The 20,323-nt window shown below is 66.8% G+C and carries 16 protein-coding genes; 3 read left to right on the forward strand and 13 right to left on the reverse strand.

The window, feature by feature from the left end; genetic code table 11:
- Positions 1 to 110 precede the first annotated feature (110 nt).
- The 6 genes from HU751_RS21065 to HU751_RS21090 all read right to left on the reverse strand — a co-directional run bounded on the left by HU751_RS21065 (position 111) and on the right by HU751_RS21090 (position 6,795).
- A complete protein-coding gene (locus tag HU751_RS21065) occupies positions 111 to 446 on the reverse strand; it encodes a DUF3325 domain-containing protein (RefSeq protein WP_186732275.1) in 336 nt (111 codons plus the stop codon).
- A gap of 1 nt (position 447) precedes the next feature.
- On the reverse strand, positions 448 to 1,977 hold the full coding sequence (locus HU751_RS21070; protein ID WP_186732274.1) for a PepSY-associated TM helix domain-containing protein: 1,530 nt from the start codon (positions 1,975 to 1,977) through the stop codon (positions 448 to 450).
- Positions 1,974 to 2,261 (reverse strand): DUF3649 domain-containing protein, encoded by a 288-nt coding sequence (locus HU751_RS21075; RefSeq protein WP_437181063.1) that lies wholly within the window; start codon positions 2,259 to 2,261, stop codon positions 1,974 to 1,976. The genes HU751_RS21070 and HU751_RS21075 overlap by 4 nt, the downstream gene beginning before the upstream one ends.
- A 117-nt stretch (positions 2,262 to 2,378) precedes the next feature.
- Positions 2,379 to 4,598 (reverse strand): TonB-dependent siderophore receptor, encoded by a 2,220-nt coding sequence (locus HU751_RS21080; RefSeq protein WP_186732273.1) that lies wholly within the window; start codon positions 4,596 to 4,598, stop codon positions 2,379 to 2,381.
- Between the two features lie 137 nt (positions 4,599 to 4,735).
- Entirely contained in the window at positions 4,736 to 6,073 is a 1,338-nt protein-coding gene (locus tag HU751_RS21085; protein ID WP_186732272.1) for a sensor histidine kinase, read from the reverse strand.
- Positions 6,070 to 6,795 (reverse strand): response regulator transcription factor, encoded by a 726-nt coding sequence (locus HU751_RS21090; RefSeq protein ID WP_186732271.1) that lies wholly within the window; start codon positions 6,793 to 6,795, stop codon positions 6,070 to 6,072. The genes HU751_RS21085 and HU751_RS21090 overlap by 4 nt, the downstream gene beginning before the upstream one ends.
- A 245-nt stretch (positions 6,796 to 7,040) precedes the next feature.
- Here HU751_RS21090 and mrdA point away from each other — a divergent pair, with 245 nt between their 5' ends.
- Complete coding sequence (mrdA, locus tag HU751_RS21095; RefSeq protein WP_186732270.1) at positions 7,041 to 8,960, forward strand: penicillin-binding protein 2; 1,920 nt, start codon at positions 7,041 to 7,043, stop codon at positions 8,958 to 8,960.
- A 144-nt stretch (positions 8,961 to 9,104) separates the two neighbouring features.
- Positions 9,105 to 9,854, forward strand: a complete 750-nt coding sequence (locus HU751_RS21100; RefSeq protein WP_186732269.1) for an RHS repeat-associated core domain-containing protein — start codon at positions 9,105 to 9,107, stop codon at positions 9,852 to 9,854.
- A 134-nt stretch (positions 9,855 to 9,988) separates the two neighbouring features.
- Here the strand turns inward: HU751_RS21100 and HU751_RS21105 are convergent, their stop codons facing one another.
- The 7 genes from HU751_RS21105 to HU751_RS21135 all read right to left on the reverse strand — a co-directional run bounded on the left by HU751_RS21105 (position 9,989) and on the right by HU751_RS21135 (position 18,768).
- Entirely contained in the window at positions 9,989 to 10,726 is a 738-nt protein-coding gene (locus HU751_RS21105; RefSeq protein ID WP_186732268.1) for a thioesterase II family protein, read from the reverse strand.
- Positions 10,727 to 10,730: 4 nt separating this feature from the next.
- Positions 10,731 to 10,952 (reverse strand): MbtH family protein, encoded by a 222-nt coding sequence (locus HU751_RS21110; protein ID WP_003256222.1) that lies wholly within the window; start codon positions 10,950 to 10,952, stop codon positions 10,731 to 10,733.
- Positions 10,953 to 11,180: 228 nt separating this feature from the next.
- Complete coding sequence (locus HU751_RS21115) at positions 11,181 to 12,575, reverse strand: efflux transporter outer membrane subunit (protein WP_186732267.1); 1,395 nt, start codon at positions 12,573 to 12,575, stop codon at positions 11,181 to 11,183.
- Positions 12,572 to 15,655 (reverse strand): MexW/MexI family multidrug efflux RND transporter permease subunit, encoded by a 3,084-nt coding sequence (locus HU751_RS21120; protein WP_186732266.1) that lies wholly within the window; start codon positions 15,653 to 15,655, stop codon positions 12,572 to 12,574. Before HU751_RS21120 ends, HU751_RS21115 begins: the two co-directional genes overlap by 4 nt.
- 18 nt (positions 15,656 to 15,673) lie before the next feature.
- Positions 15,674 to 16,768 carry an efflux RND transporter periplasmic adaptor subunit gene (locus HU751_RS21125; RefSeq protein ID WP_186732265.1) on the reverse strand — a complete coding sequence of 365 codons (1,095 nt, stop codon included), beginning with the start codon at positions 16,766 to 16,768 and terminating at the stop codon, positions 15,674 to 15,676.
- 14 nt (positions 16,769 to 16,782) lie between these two features.
- On the reverse strand, positions 16,783 to 17,268 hold the full coding sequence (locus HU751_RS21130; RefSeq protein ID WP_186732264.1) for a DUF2165 family protein: 486 nt from the start codon (positions 17,266 to 17,268) through the stop codon (positions 16,783 to 16,785).
- Positions 17,269 to 17,553: 285 nt separating this feature from the next.
- On the reverse strand, positions 17,554 to 18,768 hold the full coding sequence (locus HU751_RS21135) for a sugar transporter (RefSeq protein ID WP_186732263.1): 1,215 nt from the start codon (positions 18,766 to 18,768) through the stop codon (positions 17,554 to 17,556).
- Between the two features lie 208 nt (positions 18,769 to 18,976).
- On the opposite strand from HU751_RS21135, the gene HU751_RS21140 reads away from it, so the two are divergent.
- Positions 18,977 to 20,293: a YncE family protein gene (locus HU751_RS21140; RefSeq protein WP_186732262.1), complete on the forward strand. Its 1,317-nt coding sequence runs from the start codon at positions 18,977 to 18,979 to the stop codon at positions 20,291 to 20,293.
- Positions 20,294 to 20,323 lie beyond the last annotated feature (30 nt).

The raw sequence follows: 20,323 nt of genomic DNA on the forward strand, positions 1-20,323 counted from the left end.
GCGGCCGATCTTGTGCGATGCCCCTGGTTGTGCGGCGCGGGTCATGCGGTCGGCTCTGCCTTGTCGAGTATGGAGAGCCGCCACACGGATGGCAAATGCGCCGACAGGTGTCACCCTGCCAGCGTCGCCAGCGCCAGTACTGGCCACCCCGCCACAGCCGTCCCGATCGCCAGCCGCGGCTGGTAGGGCAGCACCAGCACCAGCGCCAACCCCGCCAGCGAGACCAGGCCAAGCCCGCCGATCGGTCCCATGGCCCAGCCCCAGGCCGCGACACTGGCGGCGAAACTGGCCGCCAGCGCCAGCCAGCCCGTTGCACGCAGCGCCCGACGCCGCGACGACGATGGCGGCCGGCCCCAGACCTGTTTGTAGTGCCGCTCCAGCCCCAGGCACAGGGCAATCATGCCGCTGTACGCTAACCACAATCCCGTGGCTATCGCCAGACCCATTTCAGTTGACCTCCGTGCGGACACGCAGCGCACGCTCCGGCGCTGGCTGCCCGATTTTCCAGGCACACGCGGCCAGCAGGCCGCCGATCACCAGAATGGTGACCTCCAGGGGGATGTAGTCGCCGCGATTGACCGTGACCACGTTCAGCAACGGCAACCCCAGGCACAGCGCCGCAGTCAGCCCGAGCTGCTCCTGCCAGGCCCGCAACCAGGGACGCAGACAGGCGTGCAGCAAGGTCGCCAGCCAGATCAGGAAGAACACCCGCACCTCCCAGCCGCCACGCTGCGCCAGCTCGAACGGCAACAAGCGGTTGGCCCACAACAGGCCGACGCAGGCCAGCGCCAGGCCGGCCACCACACTGACGTTGATGCGCTCGGCGCCGGTGTACAGCGCGGCGCCCAGCGCCCCTTCGCCGTCATGCCGGCGTCGACGCTTTACGGTGAACAGCACCAGCCCCGTGGCAATCATCGCGCAGCTGGCCAGGCCGCAGACGAAATACAGCCAGCGCATCGGGTAGCCGCCGAACTGGGCGAAGTGCATGCCCGCCAGCACCCGTTGCGTGAGCAGGCTCGGGCGGCTCTCGGCGGGCGCCCGCAATACCTTGCCGGTCACACCATCGAAGACCATGCTCTGGCCCTTGGTCAGCTCGATGCGATTGCCCAGCAGCGGGCGCACCTCGATCCGCGCATCGCCGCGCCCCGGGTTGTGGATCGACAGGCTGGCCAACGGCCCCAGCACGCGCTCGGCCTCGGCCAGCAGCGGCGGCAACGCCGTCAACGGCGCCGGCCCGGCAACCTCCTGAGGGGGCTGGCGTCCCTGGCCGGCATGCTGCTCGGGCATGCCGCGCAGGGCGCGATTGAGTGCCTCGCGATCCCCGCCGAACAGCGCATCGGAGGCCGCCGGCATATAGATCAGGTAGAAGATCACCAGGCCCGTGTAGGTGATCATCAGGTGGAACGGCAGCACCAGCACCCCCGTGGCGTTGTGCGCGTCCAGCCACGAGCGCTGGCCCTTGGCCGGGCGGAAGGTGAAGAACTCCTTGAAGAATTTCTTGTGGATGACGATACCGCTGACCAGCGCCGCCAGCATCGCCATCGCCGCCAGGCCCACCACCCAGATGCCGAGCAGGCGCGGCAGGTTGAGGGTGAAGTGGAAGCGAAAGAAGAAGCCGCCGCCGGCCGTTTCACGCACCTGCAGCAGCTCGCCGGTTTCCGGGTCGAGCGCCTGTCCGCCGCCGCGACGCTGCTCACCGGTGGACACGCTGAGGGTGGGTGCGCGTTCGTTGGGCAGGCCGATGTTCCAGGTGCGGGCGTGCGGATGACGGGCCTGCAGGTAATCCAGCGCGGTCTGCGCCGCCTCGCGGCTGTCCAGGCTGTGCGCCGGGATTTCCGGGCGCAGCCAGTTGTCGATCTCCTTGTCGAACACCGCCAGGGTGCCGGTGAGGAAGATGGCGAACAGCACCCAGCCGAACAGCAGTCCGCTCCAGGTGTGCAGCCATGACAGGGATTGGGTGATGGTTTTCTGCTTCATCCCAGGCGCTCCAGCAGTTGCGGCCAGAAGCCGATCAGCGCCAGCGGCACGCCGAGGGCCAGGCCGGCCCAGGCGCGAGTGGCGCTACGACAGGCGAAGGCCCAGAGGATCGCGCCGGTGTAGACGGCGAACGACAGCACGGTGGCGACGATCAGGGCATCCGCCGGTTGCAGCGGCAGCAGCCGCGCCAGCGCGGCGGTGAAGGCGTAGGTGAAGGCATAGCCGCCGAGCACGGCGGCGACGATGCGCGAGAGCATGGGCCAGGAGAGGTTCACGGTTTGCAGTCCTTGGGGGCGCGTTGCGCCCCTTTCGCGGCGCAAGGCCGCTCCTACAGAAGATCACGACCCTCTGTAGCAGCGGCCTTGTGCCGCGAAAGGGCTGCGCAGCAGCCGCGCTTGTCATCAGAACGAGGTGGTCACCGACGCATAGAACGCGCGCCCCGGCTCGTTGTAGGTGGCGGCGCCGGCGCTGGTCCCCGCCCCTTCGCGGTACACGCGCTTGTCGAACAGGTTGCTGATGCCGGCGCCGAACGACAGGTTCTTGTTCAGCGCGTAAGTGCCACCGATGCCCCAGACGTGGTACGGATCAAGGGTCTGCAGCTCGTTCTGCGCCGTGACGCTGACCTCGCGGGTCGGGTTGAACTGGCGCGGCTCCTGCTTGCCGTAGTAGGTGCCGGTCAGGCTCAGCGACAGGGCCTCGGTCACCTGCCAGTCGAGCATGGTGTTGACGGTGTACTCCGGCACCACCGACAGCGGGTTGCCGTCACTGTCTTCGTTGGCGTCCATGTAGGTGAAGTTGGTATTCCAGCTCAGCACCTCGCCGGCCTCGCCCAGCAGCGGCACGCCGATGCTGCCTTCCCAGCCCTTGACCACCGCGTCCTGGGCGTTGTCCCAGCGCAGGATCGCCTCGTTGGTGGCGGTGCGCCCGGTCACGTCGTTGGCCGAGACGATCTTGTTGTCGTAGTCGTTGCGGAAGTAGGTCAGGCTGGCGCTCCAGCCATCGCGGGCGAAGCTCACCCCCAGTTCCTTGTTGACGCTGATCTCCGGGTCGAGGTCGGCGTTGCCCAGCACATAGCAACCGTTCGAGCTGAGGCTCGGCGCACAGCCGTTGCCGTTGCTGCGGTACAGGTAGTTGGGGTTGGACTGGTACAGGTTCGGCGCCTTGAACGCCCGGGCGATGCCGGCCTTGAGGGTGACGTCCTCGGTGAGCTTGTACGAGGTGTTCAGGCTCGGGCTCCAGTTGGCACCGAACTGGTCATGGTGGTCCAGACGCAGGCCCGGGGTGAGGAACCAGTTTGGTGTCAGCTCGATATTGTCCTCGGCGTAGACGGCCATGATGGTGGCGTCCATGTCGGTGGGCCGCGCCCCGGCAGCGGAGGTCGGCAGCGTGGTGCCCACGGCGCGGTTCAAGGTGCTGGGGTCGTCGAGTTCCTGGTAGTTCCACTCGGCGCCCAGAGTAAGGGTTTGTGGACGCAGCAGATCAAGCGGCAGGTCCAGCTGGCCCTGGACCAGGTAGCTGTCGTAGGTGCTGGTGGCTTTCTCGTTGCCGCTGATATCACCGTCGACGCTGCCGGTCATGCCTTCGAGCAGACGGTTGTTGCGGGTCTTCTCGTACTGCGCCAGCACACGGGAAGTGCCGAAGTCCCAGTCGCCGCGATGGGTAACGGAGAAGTCCTGGCGGTACATCGTATTGGTCTCGCGACCGAGCCAGCCGTTGATGGTGCTGCCCGGCACCAGCGAGTCGGTGCCGCCGGTGCCGACGTCGCCAGCGTAGATATTGCCCTGGCGACTGAAGCCGGTCTCGAAATCGATCGTCTGCTGGTTGTCCAGCGCCCAGCTCACCAGGGCGTTGATGTCCTTGTTGCGCACGCCCTCGCGGCCGGCGGCCAGGGACGAGCCGCTGGCGGTGGCGGTGTGGCCCTGGTTGATGTCGGCGTCGTCGGCGTCGGTCTTGTTCAGGTTGCCGTACACGCGGAAGGTCAGCGACTCGGTCAGCGGACCGGCGAGGCTGAAGGTGGTGCGCTTGGTCATGCCCTCGGCATCGTCCTCGGGCAGGTTGGTGAAGGCGGTGATGCTGCCGGTCATTTCCTGCGTCGGACGCTTGGTGATGATGTTCACCACCCCGCCCATGGAACCCGAGCCATAGCGGGCCGCCGCCGGGCCTCGGAGCACCTCGATGCTCTCGACCTGGTCGGCCGGCACCCAGTTGCTGTCGCCGCGGGTGTCGCGCTCGCCGGCACGGGTGTAGCGCACCGCGTTGCGCGAGGTCACCGGCTTGCCGTCGATCAGGATCAGGGTGTTTTCCGGGCCCATGCCGCGCAAGTCGATCTGCCGGTTGTTGCCCCGCGAGCCACTGGCGCCGTTGCCGGTCAGGTTGACGCCAGGCATCTTGCGAATGATCTCGGACAGGTCGTTGACCGGCGGACGCTTCTTGATGTCCTCGGCGCTGATGATCGAGACGCCCGATGCCTGCTTCAGCTCCTGCTCGGCGGTGGCCACCACGTGGGTGTCGCTCAGTTCAAGCACCTCGTTGCCCTGGCTGTCGGTGGCGGCCCACAGGGTCGCGGGCGACGCCGCCAGCAGGGCCAGGCAGAGATGGTTGAGCTTGAATCGGGGCTGCATCGGGACACTCCTTGCGCGTTGGGAACTGTCCGGGCAAGGAGCGAGCGGGAGCACGACGATCCGACTCGCCCCGGGGCCGGCACGGGACGAGCACGAATGCTATATATTCTCATTTGAGAGTAAATCTATTTTACAATCTATACATTTCTCAGCCGCAGGCTCACCCGCAGGCCCGGTGAGCGGTTCTGCGCCCAGACCTCGCCGCCCTGCAACTGCGTGACGCTGCGCGCGATCGACAGCCCGAGGCCAAAGCCATCGCCCCCCGGACGCGCGGCATTGAGCCGGGTAAAGGGCTGGAAGATGCTTTCCAGGTGCTGCGGCTCGACGCCGGGGCCCTGGTCTTCGATCCACAGCAACCAGGTGTCGCCCTCGCAACAGCCGCCCAGGGTCACGACGCCGCCTGACGGCGAGTGGCGCACGGCATTGCGCAGCAGGTTTTCCAGGGTCTGGGCCAGGCTGTTGAGGTGGCCGAGTACCGTGCAGCCGGCAGGCAGCGCATTGCGCAGCTGCTCGGCCGGCCAGCCGGTCTCGTAGCAGACGTCATCGCACAGCACTTCCCATAGCCGGGCCACATCCACCGGCGCCAGCGGCAGGAGCGGCCGCTCGGTGTCCAGCCAGACCAGCTCCAGGGTGTCGTTGATCAGCCGCTCCATGCCCTGCACTTCGCGCTCCAGGCGCTGACGCAAGGCCTGGTTGTCCTGTTCGCGCTCGCCGCTGACACGCAGCCGGCTCAACGGGGTGCGCAGCTCGTGGGACAGGTCGCGCAGCAAGCGGCGCTGGAATGCCACGGTATTTTCCAGGCGACCGGCCATGTGATCGAAGGCCCCCGCCAGTTCACCCAGTTCGTCGCGACGCCGGGTGAGTTGCCCGCCGACCCGCGCGGACAGGTCGCCGGCGCTCAGGGCGATGGCCTGGCGCCGCAGCACGGCCAGCGGCGCGATGACCCGGCGGTACAGCAGCACGCCCAGACCCAGCGCCAGGGCGGCCGGCAGCACCCGCTCCAGCAAGGCCTGCCACAGGTGGTTGTACTTGCGCGGATTAAGCCTCGCCGGCAGGTCCATCACCAACTGGGCCTCACCACGACTGAACGGCACGTAGAACGTCGGCGTGCCGCCGGGCCGCCCCACCGACCAGTCCAGCGAGCGCATGAAGCTGAGTTTTTTGCGCTCTCGCCCGCGCAACGGCCACGACGACAACGACACGCCATGCGGCCCGACCACCGCCGCCCACACGCCCTCCTGTTCCGTCAACGAGGCAAGAAAGACATCGACGCCCGGCTCGCCGCCCTCCTCCCAGGCTTGCTCGGCCTGTCGCGCATAATCGGACAGCGTGTTGCGCGCCGTGCTACCGAGGGTCGAGGTGGCCATGTCCAGGCGTTGGCTGACATCCACATGCAGGCTGATGATCAACAGGCTAAGCAAGGCGATGCCGCCGAGCAGCGTCCAGAACAGCGAGTGGCGATCCGGCAGCCTCATGCAAGCACGCGCTTGAGCATGTAGCCAACGCCGCGCACGGTCTCCACCCTGGCCGCGCCGTAGCCGATCGACTGCAGCTTGCGGCGCAGGTGGCTGACATGCATGTCCAGGCTGCGGTCATGAATCGAATAGGCGCGATTGAGCGCCTGCTGGTAGAGGAAGGTCTTGCTCAGCGCTTCGTCCTGGGCATGCAGCAGGGTCTCGAGGATGCGGTACTCGCAGCCGGTCAACCCGGCCCAGCACTGGTCGTGGCAGACATCGCCGCGCAGCGGGTCGAAGGTCAGGCCCAGGGCACTGCCCAGGTCCTGATGGCTGACCGGGCCTTGGCGCTCGTAGGCGATCCGGCGCAGCAGGGCATCGATGCGCACATCCATCTCCGCCATGCTGAAGGGCTTGGCCAAGTAGTCGTCGGCACCCTGGCTGTAACCGACGATACGGTCCTGCTCGGCGCCCAGCGCCGACATCAGGATCACCGGCACGCGCTGGCGGCGGCGCAGCTCGACGAGCATGTCCAGGCCATTGCTGTCCGGCAGCAGGATATCCAGCAGGATCAGGTCGAAGCCGCCCTCGCGCAGCAGCTGTGGCACATCGCCGGCGCCGTGGCGCACGGTGACCGCGAAGCCGCGCTCGCCCAGGTGGCTGCCGATATGGGCGGACAGGACGGGATCGTCCTCGATGGCGAGGATGCGCACCGGGGCATGGGAAGCGAGAGCCGACTGCATGGATTACCTTGCGAATGATAATGATTGCTTGTCGCGTATTCTGACAAATCCCATCCCTTAGCCACAAATCCGATCGTTCCCAGCACCGTCCCAGCGTTCCATGAAGGAAACTTCATATTCGCCTTCACGCCCCTGATAGCGGGGCCGACCGGCGTGGCGCAGGCATTGCGCGGCGGGGCTCGCCTTGAGCCCCCCCTGCCCGTCCGCGTAGCATCGCGCCCCCATTGCGTGACACCACGAAGCCCATGCCCCAGCCCATTCCCCTCAAGGATCACGAAAAGGAAAAGCACCTGGTCAACCGCCGGTTGCTGGCCTGCGCCCTGCTGGTGATGAGCCTGGTGGCGGTGCTGGTGGGCCGGCTCTATGTGCTGCAGGTGCTGCAGCACGACCAGCAGAGCGCGGTGTCGGAGAACAACCGCGTGCACGTGCTGCCGATTCCACCCGAACGCGGCCTGATCTATGACCGCAACGGCGTGGTGCTGGCCGACAACAAGCCCAGCTTCAACCTGACCATGACCCGCGAACGGGCCGGCGACCCGGCGCGGGTGCTCGACAGCCTGGCGCAGATCCTCACGCTGTCCGAGGACGACCGCCACCAGTTCGACAAGGACCTGCGCCGCGGACGCAAGCCGTTCGAGCCGGTGACCCTGCTGGTGGGCCTGAGCGAAGAGCAGATCGCCCTGATCGCGGTCAACCAGTTCCGCCTGCCAGGGCTGGAGGTCGAGCCGCAGTTCATCCGCGAATACCCGCTGGCCGAGCACTTCGCCCACTCGGTGGGCTACGTCGGGCGCATCAATGAAAAGGAAGCCAAGACCCTCGACAGCACCGCCTACCGCGGCACCCAGTCGATCGGCAAGACCGGCATCGAACGCTTCTACGAGAACGAACTGCACGGCCAGGTGGGCTACGAAGAAGTCGAGACCAACGCCCAGGGTCGGGTGATGCGCGTGCTCAACCACCACGACCCGGTGCCGGGCAAGGACATCGTGCTGAGCCTCGACGCCCACCTGCAGCAGGCCGCCGAGAAGGCCCTGGGCGATCGGCGCGGCGCGGTGGTGGTGCTCGACCCGGCCAACGGCGATGTGCTGGCGATGGTCAGCAACCCGGCCTTCGACCCCAACCTGTTCGTCAAGGGCATCAGCTACAGGCAGTACGCCGCCCTGCGCGACTCCATCGACCGGCCGCTGTTCAACCGCGTGCTGCGCGGGCTGTACGCCCCCGGCTCGACGGTCAAGCCCGAGGTGGCCATCGCCGGCCTCGACAGCGGCGTGATCAACCCCGCCAGCCGGGTCTTCGACCCCGGCTACTACGAGCTGCCCAACTACGACCACAAGTACCGCAACTGGAACCGCACGGGCGATGGCTGGGTGGACATGTACACGGCGATCATGCGTTCCAACGACACCTACTTCTACGACCTGGCGCACAAGCTGGGCATCGACCGCCTGCACGACTACATGGCCGAGTTCGGCCTGGGCCAGAAGGTCTCGCTGGACATGTTCGAGGAAGCCCCCGGGCTGATGCCGTCACAGGCCTGGAAGCGCGCCACCCGGCGCCAGGCCTGGTTCCCCGGCGAGACGCTGATCCTCGGCATCGGCCAGGGCTACATGCAGGTCACCCCGCTGCAACTGGCCCAGGCCACCAGCCTCTTGGCCAGCAAGGGCGCCTGGCACCGCCCGCACCTGGCACTGACCATCGGCGGCCAGGCGCCGGTCGACCCCAACCCGATGCCGGACATCGTGCTGCACGACCGGCACGCCTGGGACCAGGTCAGCCAGGGCATGCAGATGGTCATGCACGACCCGCGCGGCATCGCCCGCGCCGCCGCCGCCGGCGCGCAGTACCGCATCGCCGGCAAGAGCGGCACGGCGCAGGTGGTGGCGATCAAGCAGGGCGAGCGCTACAACCGCGACAAGACCCTCGAGCGCCACCGCGACAACGCCCTGTTCGTCGGCTTCGCCCCGGCCGAGCACCCGGCGATGGTGGTGGCGGTGATGATCGAGAATGGCGAGGCTGGTGGTCGGGTGGCGGGGCCGGTGGTGCGGGAGGTGATGGATGCGTATTTGCTGGATGAGCAAGGGCATTTGAAGGCGCAGTATGCGGGGAGTTCTTTGTCTAAAGCCCCCCTCACATCTGAGACTGCTTCGTCCCATCTGTTCCGATAGGGGCTAGTCGGTGCCTTGCCTGTTTTCGAACAAGATCATCCTGAAGCGCCACGGTCGTAGATCAGACCTGTCATTTTTACCAGTTGAAGAAAATTCTGGGGGGAAACACACTCCTGCTATCGCCCATACAGTTGTAGGAATGTCATGCCAGACTCCGTCAACAGACCTGTTGCCAAGCTGTTGGTCACCGACCAAAAGGCGTCAGTACTGTCCTATGAAACTGATCAGGTCAACCGTGTAATTACTTACTCCGCCTTCGGCTACCGATCGTTGATCAATGAGCAATTGTCGATACTGGGGTTCAATGGCGAGTACCAAGAAAGAACGACGGGCTATTACCTATTGGGAAATGGCTACCGCGCGTTCAGCCCTGAACTGATGCGTTTTACCTCTCCTGACAGCTTGAGCCCTTTCGAAAAAGGAGGAGTGAACACTTACGTATATTGCCAAAGCGAACCAATCAATCAAAAGGATTCAACCGGGCATTTCGGCGAAAGAATCAGAAAGTGGGTTTCAGGCCTCTTCAGTACCTCGACACCCTCTTACAAAACTAAAAATCATCCACCAGCACAAAGCCTGGCCGCTCAAAACCAGCCCATTCCCGAGCAACCCATTAGTGTGGTCAGCACCAACGTTTCAAGACAAGCCAACCTCGACCAAGAAGAAATCCCACTCGAGGCCCATGGGTATCAAATAATACCATTTGACGCTGTTGGATATAGAAATATGCTAGACGTGAACATCAACCGCTTGAAAGAAATATATCGAAACCTAGACTCGACACCAGAGCAGATACAAACCGCAGAAAACAACATGAAGGTAATTCATCTTCGAGCAAAACTTTCCGAAAAGCTAGGACTACTACCTGGATACAGCATAAGAACCGAACAATAATAAAATCAGATTTTTATCCTACTCAGTAGTGGTATTTCAACAGCATCATTGAGTGCCGGGCAATATGGCCACCCGGACTCCTGATATCGCGGGTATCTGCATTACCAAGCAAAGATCAGGAGTCAAGTAAAACGCTAAGCTCTCAATGGATCCGAGGCACAAAGCCGCAGCGGCTCTAGGGTCCGACAGAGCACATCGAGCACCCGATCTTCATGCTCGTGGATGAAGAAATGCCCACCGGGGAACTTCGCCAGCGAATGCGCACCCACGGTCTCCCGTCCCCAAGCCTGCAACTGTTCGTCACTGGCGCGGTCATCCTCGCCGGCAAGCACGTGCAGCGGGCATTGCAACGGCTGGCGCTGCTGATAGGCGTAGCGGCCACAGAGCAGGAAGTCGGCCTGCACGATCGGCAGGGTCAGGCTCATCAGCTCCTGGTTGGCCAGTACTTCCTCGGGGGTGCCGCCCAGCTTGCGCAGTTCGGCGATCAGCTCGGCGTCGCCACGGGGTTCGGTCCACTTGCCGCCGGCGTAGTCCTCGCGGCGGGTCGGCGCCGCAGTGCCACTGGCGAACAACGCCAGCGGCGCTGGACAGCCCAGCGCACGCAGCTCGTGGGCCAACTCGAAGGCGACCAGCGCTCCCAGGCTGTGCCCGAGCAGAGCATAGGGCGCCTGGGTAGCGGCGCGCTGCTCATGGGCCAGCTGCCGGGCCAGGCCGCGCAGGTCGGTGTGCAGGTCATCGCCCATGCGCGCGCCACGACCGGGCAGTTCCACCGGGCGCACCTGCAGCCAGGCCGGCAGCTTGCGCCGCCAGCGGCTGTAGACCATGGCGCTGGCGCCGGAGTACGGCAGGCACAGCAGGTTCAGGCTCGACACCGGCTTACTGCGCCGCTGCTTCGGCCATCTTCTGGCGCAGGCTCAGTGGGCGCATGTCGGTCCAGACCTCATCGATGTAGGCCAGGCAGTCCTTCTTCAGGCCGCTCTTGCCCACCGCGCGCCAGCCGTTGGGGATCGCCTTGTAGTCGGGCCAGATGGAATACTGCTCTTCGTGGTTGACCACTACCTGGAACTGGATATCGTCGCGGTCGAAAACGGAAGTCATTGCCTGTCTCCTTGAATGATGAGTGCCGAACGCGCCGGGCGCAGGGCGGCTTCCATGAAAACGAAGGACGCTTGGGGAAAATTAGGGGCGCTCGACGATAGCATTGCGGGGCGCTCGAGATCGAGCGCCGCCGGCGCGGTGCATCGCGGATAAATCCGCCCCCGCATCTATTGCAACGTGGCCATGCCTGACAGGCAATGGTTGTACAGCATGAAGGACCGGCGCGTACTACTGCGCCGCACTCCCCCACCCCAACGCCTTGTACAGCGCAATCGCATCCAGGTACGAGGCTGTCTCCGCCTCGGCTACCTCGCGCTTGATCGAGAACAGCGCACGCTGGTTCTCCAGCACCGCCAGGTAGGTCCCCGCGCCGCGCCGGTAGCGCTTGTTGGCAATGTCGATGGCCTCGCTGCCATGGCCGGCGGAGGCCACCAGGCTCTGCAGCCGGGCCTGGTTGCGCACCAGTTGCGTCACCGCGTTCTCCACCTCTTCGCGGGCCAGCAGCACGGCCTGCTGGTAGCGTGCCTGGCTGCCCTCGGCCAGCGCCTCGCGCACCCGCAGGCGGGCACGGGCGTTGCCCAGGCGCAGCGCCGGCCAGGTCACCACCGGCGCCAGCTCGTAGGCGCGGGCGGCGCTGCCCAGGTCGCCACTGCGCAGGGCAAAGAAGCCGATGAAGCCGCCCAGGTCCATGCGCGGGTACAGCTCGGCGGTGGCCGCGCCGACGTCCTCGGTGCTGGCCGCCAGCTCACGTTCGGCGCTGACCACATCGGGCCGCAGGCCGATCAATGCGTCGACATCGCCCAACGGCAACTGGCGCGCCAACGGCGGCAGGAACGGCGCGGCGCCCTGCTCCTGGCTGCCCGGCACCTGTCCGGTCAGCACATCGAGGCGGTAGCTGGCCTGCTGGATCGCCGCCTGCAACGGCGGCACCGCCGCCTCGCTGAGCAACAGGTTGGCGTGGGCGTTCTGCTGGTCCTCGTACTGGCCGCTGCCGGCGCGCACCTGGGCGCTGGTCAGCTGCAGGGTCTCGCGCCAGGCCTCGACCTGGTCCTCGGCCACGGCCAGGCTGCGCTTGAGGCCGAGCTGGAGGTAGTAGTTGCGGGCCACCTCCGCGGCGATACTCAGCCGCGCCTGGCGCAGGTCCGCCGCCGCCGCGTCGGCGCGAGCCTCGGCGGCGTCGGTCAGGCGCTGCAGGCGGCCGAACAGGTCGATCTCCCACTGCACGTCGAAACCGGCGCGGTACTGCTCGGTGCGCATGCGCCGCGGGTCGCTGCCATCGGCCGGTTGCTGCTGCTCCAGGCTCTGGTTGTAGCCGGCGCGGGCGGTGACCCAGGGGTAGCGGTCGAGGCTGCGGTCGTCGAACAGCGCCCGCGCCGCCAGCAGGTTGGCGTGGGCCTGGCGGATGTCGTGGTTGTTGGCCAGGGCCTGGTCGACCAGGCGCACCAGCTGCGGATCATCGAAGAACCGCCACCACTGCGCCGGCAACTCGCCACGGGCGGCGAAGGCGGCGCGCTGCGGGCTGTGCACGCCACTGGCCGGTACCTCGGCTTTCTGGTAGTCGGGGCCGACGCTGCACGCAGTCAAGGCCAGGGCCATCAGGGAAACGACGAATACAGGCTTCATGGCTGGCCCTCCAGGGTTTCGGCCAACGATCGCGCCCGCGCCGAACGCGCGGTGCTGGCATGGTCACGGGCCAACAGGCTGTAGATGGTCGGCAGCACGAACAGGGTGAACAAGGTCCCCACCAGCATCCCGGTGACGATCACCACGCCCAGCCCGAAACGGCTGGCAGCGCCGGCGCCCGAGGCGAACAGCAGCGGGATCAGCCCCACCACCATGGCCGCCGTGGTCATCAGGATCGGTCGCAGGCGGATCTGCGCCGCCTTGCCGATCGCCGTGCGCCGGTCCAGGTGCTGCTCGGCCTGCAAGGTGTTGGCGAACTCGACCATGAGGATGCCGTGCTTGCTGATCAGCCCGATCAGCGTCACCAGGCCGATCTGCGTGTAGATGTTCACCGTGGCCACCCCCAGTGCCAGGGGCAGCAGGGCGCCGCTGATCGACAGCGGCACGGTGATCAGGATGATCAGCGGATCGACCAGGCTTTCGTACTGCGCCGCCAGCACCAGGTAGATCACCACCACGGCGGCGAGGAACGCCAGCATCAGGGCGTTGCCCTCCTGCTGGTACTGGCGGGCGTCGGACTGCCAGTCGATGCTGAAGCCGGCGGGCAACTCAGCCGCGACCTGCTCGAGGAAGGCCACGGTGTCGCCCAGGGTGACCCCGGCCGCCGGGATGCCCTGGAAAGTCGCCGCGTTCTGCTGGTTGAACTGGGTCAGGCGGTTGGGCTCGACCTGCTCGCTGACCTGCACCACGGTGGACAGCGGCACCAGCCGACCCTCCTCGCTGCGCACGTACTGCCGGGTCAGGGCCTGCGGGGTCAGGCGCTGGTCGCGCGGGCTCTGGGCGATGACATCGTAGGAGCGGCCGTCGAGGCCGAAACGGTTGAGGTAGTTCTCCCCCACCAGCACCGCCAGCGACTCGCCGATGTCCTGCATGCGGATGCCCATGCTGTTGGCCTTGGCCCGGTCGACCCGCACCTGCACCACCGGGTTGTTGTAGTCCAGGTCGCTGTCGACCACGGCGAACAGGCCGCTCTGCCGGGCCTTGGCCTTGACCTGTTCCATGGTGTCGAACAGCACCCGGTAGTCCTGGGAGCTGCGTAGCACCATCTGCACCGGCAGGCCGCCCGTCGAGCCCGGCAGCGCCGGCAGCTGGAAGGCGAAGATGCTGGTGCCCTCGACATCGTTTACCGCCGCCTGCAGGTCGAGCTGGATCTGCGAGGCGTTGCGCGCGCGCTCGTCCCACGGTTGCAGGTTGATGCCGCCGATACCCGAGGCGATGCCGTCGCTGCCGTTGATGATCCAGGTGCTGACGGTCTCCGGCAGGGTACGGTAGACCGCGTCGAGCTTGTCGGCGAAACGTTCGACATAGGCGAGGTTGGCATGCTGCGGCGCCTTGATCGCGGTGAGCAGCCCGGCCTGGTCCTCGGTCGGCGCCAGCTCGCGCTGCGGCAGGCTGTACAGCAGCGGCAGGCTGACCAGCACCAGCAAGGCGAAGCCGACACTGATCCAGCGGTGCTTCAGCGAGAAGCCCAGTACCTGGGCGTAGCGCTCGGCCAGCCAGTCGAAGAAGCGGTTGGCGGCATGGGCCATGCGCCCTTCGGACTGGCGCGCATCGAGCAGGAACGAGCTCATCACCGGCGACAGGGTCAGCGCCACCACGCCGGAAACCACCACCGCGCCGGCCAGGGTCAGGGCGAACTCGCGGAACAGCGCGCCGGTCAGCCCGCCCATCATGCCGATCGGCGCGTACACCGCGGCCAGGGTGATGGTCATGGCGATCACCGGCCCGGCCACCTCGCGGGCGCCGATCAATGCCGCCGCCACCGGCGTGCGTCCCTCCTCGATGTGGCGGTGGACGTTCTCCACCACGACGATGGCATCGTCCACCACCAGCCCCACCGCCAGCACCATGGCCAGCAGGGTGAGCAGGTTGATGCTGAAGCCGAACGCCAGCATCAGCGCCGCCGCGCCGAGCATCGACAGCGGGATGGTCACCACCGGGATCAGCACCGTGCGCAGCGAACCCAGGCACAGGTAGATCACCACCACCACGATCGCCAGGGCCTCGAGCAGGGTCTTGGTCACCTCGTCGATGGAGGCCTGGATGAACCGCGCCGTCTCGAAGGCCAGCTCGGCCTTGACGTCCGGTGGCAGGGTCTGGCGGATCTGCGGCAGCAGCTGGCGGATACCCTCGACGATCACCAGCGGGTTGCCGCCCGGGGTGGCGAACAGGCCCAGGTGCACCGCCGGCACGCCGTCCATGCTGGCGCTGGTTTCGGCCGAGGCGGCGCCAAGTTCGACGGTGCCGATGTCACGGATGCGCACCAGGCCGTTGCCGTCGTTGCGGATCACCAGCTCGCGGAAGTCGCCGACCGAGGTCAGGTCGGTATCGACGCGGATATTGGCGATCACGTACTGCCCCTTCACCTTGCCCGGCGCCGCCTGGTAGTTGTTGCGCCGCACCGCCTCGGCCACGTCGGCCGCGGTAAGGCCCCGGGCGGCCAGGCGCGCCGGGTCGATCCACAGGCGCATCGACAAGGTCTGGCCACCGAACACCTGGACCTTGGCCACGCCCTCGATGGTGCTGAGCAACGGCTCGACCACCCGGGTGAGGTAGTCGGTCATGGCCGGGATCGGCAGGCTCGGGCTGGCGAAGCCGATATAGGCCACCGCCGTCGACTCGCCGGCCGAGCGCTCGATCACCGGGTCGTAGGCGCGCTCCGGCAGGCGGTAACGCACCTGGTTGACCTTGGCCATCACCTCGGTCAGCGCCTGGGTGGAGTCGCGGTTGAGCTCCATGCGCACGGTCACCAGGCTACGGCCTTGTACCGATGAGGACGACAGGTAGTCGATGCCTTCCACCGACGACACCGCCTGGGCGATCGGCTGGGTGACGAAGCCCTGCATCAGCTCGGCCGGGGCGCCGGGATATTCGGTGGTCACGGTGATGGTCGAGCTTTCCAGCAGCGGGTACTGACGAATAGGCAACTGCAGCAGCGACAGCAGCCCGAGCAGCAGGATCAGGGTGCTGACCACCAGCGCCAGTACAGGCCGGCGCACGAACAGGTCGGTGAATGTCATGGCGTGTTCTCGCTGGGGTCAGGCGCCGCTGGCCGGGGCCTGCAGGGTGTCTTCGGTGGCTTGCACGGCGGTACCGTCGCTCAGGCGCAACTGCCCGGACACCACCACCTGGTCGTCTTCGTTCAGGCCCTGCTCGATCACTACCCGACCGGCCTGGCGCTCGCCGGTGCGCACCGCCACCCGCTGCACCACCAGGGCATCGGCGGCGGCGTCGTGACGGGCGACGAACACCGTGTCGCCGTAGGCGGTGTAGGCCACCGCGGTTTCCGGCACGGTCAGCACCTGGCCGTCATCGGGGCTGGCCACCTGCACGCTGGCGTACATGCCGGCGGAAAGGCGCGCATCGGGCTTGGCCAGGGTAGCCTGGACCTGCACCGTGCGCGAACGGCCAATCAACGGGTCGATGGCGGTGATATGGGCAGTGAACGGGGTGTCGGGGAAGGCGTCCAGGCGCACCTCGACCGGCTGGCCGGGGCGCAACTGGGCGCTCAGTTGCTCCTCGAGGGAGAAGTTGACGTACAGGCTGCGGGTATCGATCAGGCTGACCACCGGATCACCGACATTGAGGTACTGGCCCTGGTTCACCCGGCGGATCCCCAGGCGCCCGTCGAACGGCGCGCGCACCGCCTTCTGGGCGATCACCGCCTCGGTGCGGGCCAGCTCGCCCTGGGCCATGTCGCGGGCCGCCAGGGCGTTGTCCAGCTGTTCCTGGGTGGCGGCGTTCTCGCGCAGCAGGTCCTTGACCCGCCGGTGGTTGGTCCGCGCATTGTCCAGCTGGGCCTTCAGACGCAGGCGCTCGGCCTGCTCCGGGGCATCGTTGAGGGTGACCAGCACATCGCCCTTGCGCACCTGCTGGCCGGATGTGAAGTTGATCGCCGTCACCCGCCCGCCGATCTCGGCCGACACCAGCACCTGGTGCACCGCCTCCAACTCGCCGACGCCGTCGAAGGCGCGTTTTTGTGGTGCTTTCTGCACCGTGGCCAGGGCCACCTTGACCAGGTGCCGCGCCGGTGTCGCCGTGGCCTGGGCCTGGCCGGTGTGGCGCCAGGCCAGACCGCCGGCGGTGACCAGCGCCAGTACCAGGGCGCTGCCGAGTATCGCCTTGCTTTTCATCGCGCGTCCTCGCCTCAGGCCCAATTCAGGTTGAACAGGAAGAACGCCAGGATCGCCCACAGCACCAGCACCAGGTGGGTGAGCTGCAGGCCTTCCTGGCGAATCCAGTAGCCGAACCACAGGCCACCGAGCAGCATGGCGAAGGTGAAGGCGAGGAACGCAGCAAGCGCCAGGTTCAGCCAGGCGCGGGCCATGAGCGGGTCCTGGATGACGATCAGCCCGTAGCAGCCGACCCAGGCCGCCAGGCTGGCGACGACCTGCAGCAGCAGGATCACCAGCAGCGCGGCGCGAGCCAGGCCGGTCGACTGGCAGGCCCGGCGCAGCAAGGGGAAGTCAATGGCTGGCGGTTGGCGCAGCGGCGCCATGGCCAGGGTGGCGCCGATGGCGCCGACGGAGCTGGCGAAAGCCTGCAGGTTGTTCAACACCGCGATGCTCAGCCACAACGCCAGGCCCACGGCCTGGATGGCCTGGAACAGCCACAGGGAGGTGTGCAAATCCATATCAACGTCCGTATTGATGGCCTGACCAGGGGGAACAGGCAATTACACAAGAAAACGCTTGGATATTAGAGGCAGCCTTGCCGATGCACAAGCGCCCCTATTACAGGGGCGCTTGTTGTCAGGGGGATTGATGCGGATCAGTCGGGAGGAATTCCCAGGGATGGAGGTGCCGAGAACCGGGGCTTTTTCTGTAGGAGCGGCTTTAGCCGCGATGCAGGCAACGCGGAGCCTGGCACCCGCTTCGCGGGTCATCGCGGCTAAAGCCGCTCCTACAGAGGTCGCGGTTCAGGCCTGGCCGGGAACTCGCGTCAAAGCTTCGCGAAAGCGCTGGGTGCTGGCCAGCGCCAGCACCAGGCCGACCACCGCCACACCGCCACCGACCAGGCCGATATGCGCCACGCCCAGCTGGCTGCTGACGATGCTGCCCAGCAGCGCGCCGCCGCCGATGCCGATGTTGTAGATCCCCGAGAACAGCGCCATGGCCACGTCGGTGGCGTCCGAGGCGAGCTTGAGGGTCTTGGACTGCAGGGCCAGGCTGAAGCTCAGGATGGCCACGCCCCAGACCATGCTCAGCCCGGCGAATACCGGGAAGTCGCCCGACAGCGGCAATAGCAGCAGCAGGCAGGCGGCCAGGGCGCCGATGGCCCCCACCAGGAAGCCATGGGGGAAACGCTCGCTGTAGCGGCTGAACAGCACCGAACCGAACACCCCGGCGCCCCCGAACAGCAACAGCAGCAGCGTGGTGCGCTCGCCGCCGATCTGCGCCACGTGCAGGGCGAACGGCTCGATGTAGCTGTAGGCGGTGAACTGCGCGGTGATCACCAACGTCACCAGCACGTAGGTGATCACCAGCGCCGGGCGGCGGAACAGGATCGGCAGGCTGCGCAGCGAGCCGGAGTTCTGGCTCGGCAGCAGCGGCAGCGACTTCATCAGGCACAGCATGGTCGCCAGCGCCACCCCGGCAATGCACAGGAAGGTGATGCGCCAGCCCAGCGCCTCGCCCACCACCCGCCCCAGCGGAATGCCCATGACCATCGCCAGGGTGGTGCCGGTGGCCAACAGGCCCAGCGCCTTGGCCTGCTGGCCGGGCGGCGCCACGCGCACCGCCAGCGACGCGGTGATGGCCCAGAACACGGCGTGAGCCAGGGCGATGCCGATGCGGCTGACCAGCAGCATGGCGAAGCTCTGCGACAACCACGACAACAGGTGGCTGGCGATGAACACCAGGAACACCAGCAGCAGCAGGCGTCGGCGCTCGATGTTGCGGGTCATCAGCATCATCGGCAGCGATGCCAGCGCCACCACCCAGGCATAGATGGTCAGCATCAGGCCGACCTGCGCGGTGGTCATCTCGAAGCTGCGGCCGATATCGCTGAGCAGCGCCACCGGGACGAACTCGGTGGTGTTGAAGATGAACGCCGCCAGGGCCAGGGCGATGACGCTCAACCAACTGCCGTTGCCGGCCGTGGGGGGCATTGAGGTGGGTACGGGTCCATTCATGTGAAGAGGTTTTTCTCCGCGGGCAAGGCAACAGGACGCACATCGCCTGCCCAGGTGCCAGGCCGGTGACGCACGTTTGATTATTGGAAGGATGCCCAGCATGGTACGCATCAAGCCCGGACCTCACAACCATGGACGCGGACGGAGTACCATGCACCTTTTTGTTGCATCGCCACCCACCCTGCGGAACAAGGAGTTCGATCCGCCCATGGACAAGCAGCACCCCCAGCAGCAATGGCGCGAGGCGGTCATCGCCTACGCCGAGGCCATCAACCGCTATGTCGCGCAGGGCCGTGCGCAAGGCTGGGACGATCTGGAGGAGCCGCAGGCAGCGGCCACCGAACACCTGCTCGACGCCTGGCTGGCGGCGTTGCGGGCCATCAACCGGCCCGGCGTCGAGCCGGCGCAGCGCCAGCTGTTCCGTGAGGCCTGGCCACCGGCGCACCTGCCGCTGGTGCCCTTGTTCGAGGAACAGGCCCAGGGCATCGGCAACCTGCTGCTGCTCGACGACGGCAGCCTGCTGGCGCGCATCGGCATGCCGTTCGACCGGGGCCAGGTGCTGCGCATCGACGACCAGGGCGTCACTCCGGTGATCGGCGTCGAGCATTTCGGCCGCTGCCCGCAACGACGCTACTACGCCCTGGCCAATGCCGAAGGGGTGCGCGTGACCGATGGCTGGGGCGGCCCGCAGGTGGCCAGGCTGGCCTGGCCTCATGGCCTGGAAGGGTTGCCGGCCGGCTACCCGTTCGACCCCCTCGACCTGCCGCCGGTACCCACCGCGCTGCTGCCCTTCCCCGATGGCCAGCGGGTCCTGCTGGTCAGCAGCGACGGCATCTTCGTGCTCGCCGCCAGCGGTGCCACGCGCCTGTTGCCGCGGCAGACAGAGATTCTCGATGAACTGCGCCAGGGCACCGATCCGGACGACATCGTCCTGGGCCTGGCCATGGAGCATGCCGCGCTGTCACCGGATGGCCGGTTGATCGCCCTGGGCGAGCAATGCGGCCGACACCTGGTGCTCGACGAGCAGTTCGAGCCCATCGCCGAAGTGGGCCCGGCCAGCGAATACCCGCACTTCGCCCTGTTCAACCGGCGTGGCGACCAACTGATCCTCAACGCCTGCCACTTCTACCGGGGCGGCACCGTCGGCGTGCGGGTGGCCGACCTGCCGGGGCTGGACACCGGTTTCTACAGTGAGGACCCGCGCACGCCGCTGTTGCAGGACGGCGCACGGATCTACGCCGGAGTGGCCCGTGAAAGCGAGTACATCGTCGGCGACGCCCATGGCTACCTGCGCGCCTTCGGCGAGGACGGCAGCGAGCACTGGCAGCACTACCTCGGCTCGACCATCAGCGCCATGGACATCAGCGCCGATGGCCGCACCCTGGCGGTGGCCAGCCATGCCGGTTTCATTTCACTGATCGCCCTGGACAGCGGCAGGCCGCAATGGCAGATCGGCACCGGGCCGCATGGCGAGGTGCGGCGCTGGTTGTGCTGGAAGGGATTCGAGCAGCCGCTGGCCTGGTAGGCCGGCGGCGCCTGAAGGTCGGGAAACGCG

The organism is Pseudomonas peradeniyensis (genome assembly GCF_014268935.2).
Taxonomy (GTDB): domain Bacteria; phylum Pseudomonadota; class Gammaproteobacteria; order Pseudomonadales; family Pseudomonadaceae; genus Aquipseudomonas; species Aquipseudomonas peradeniyensis.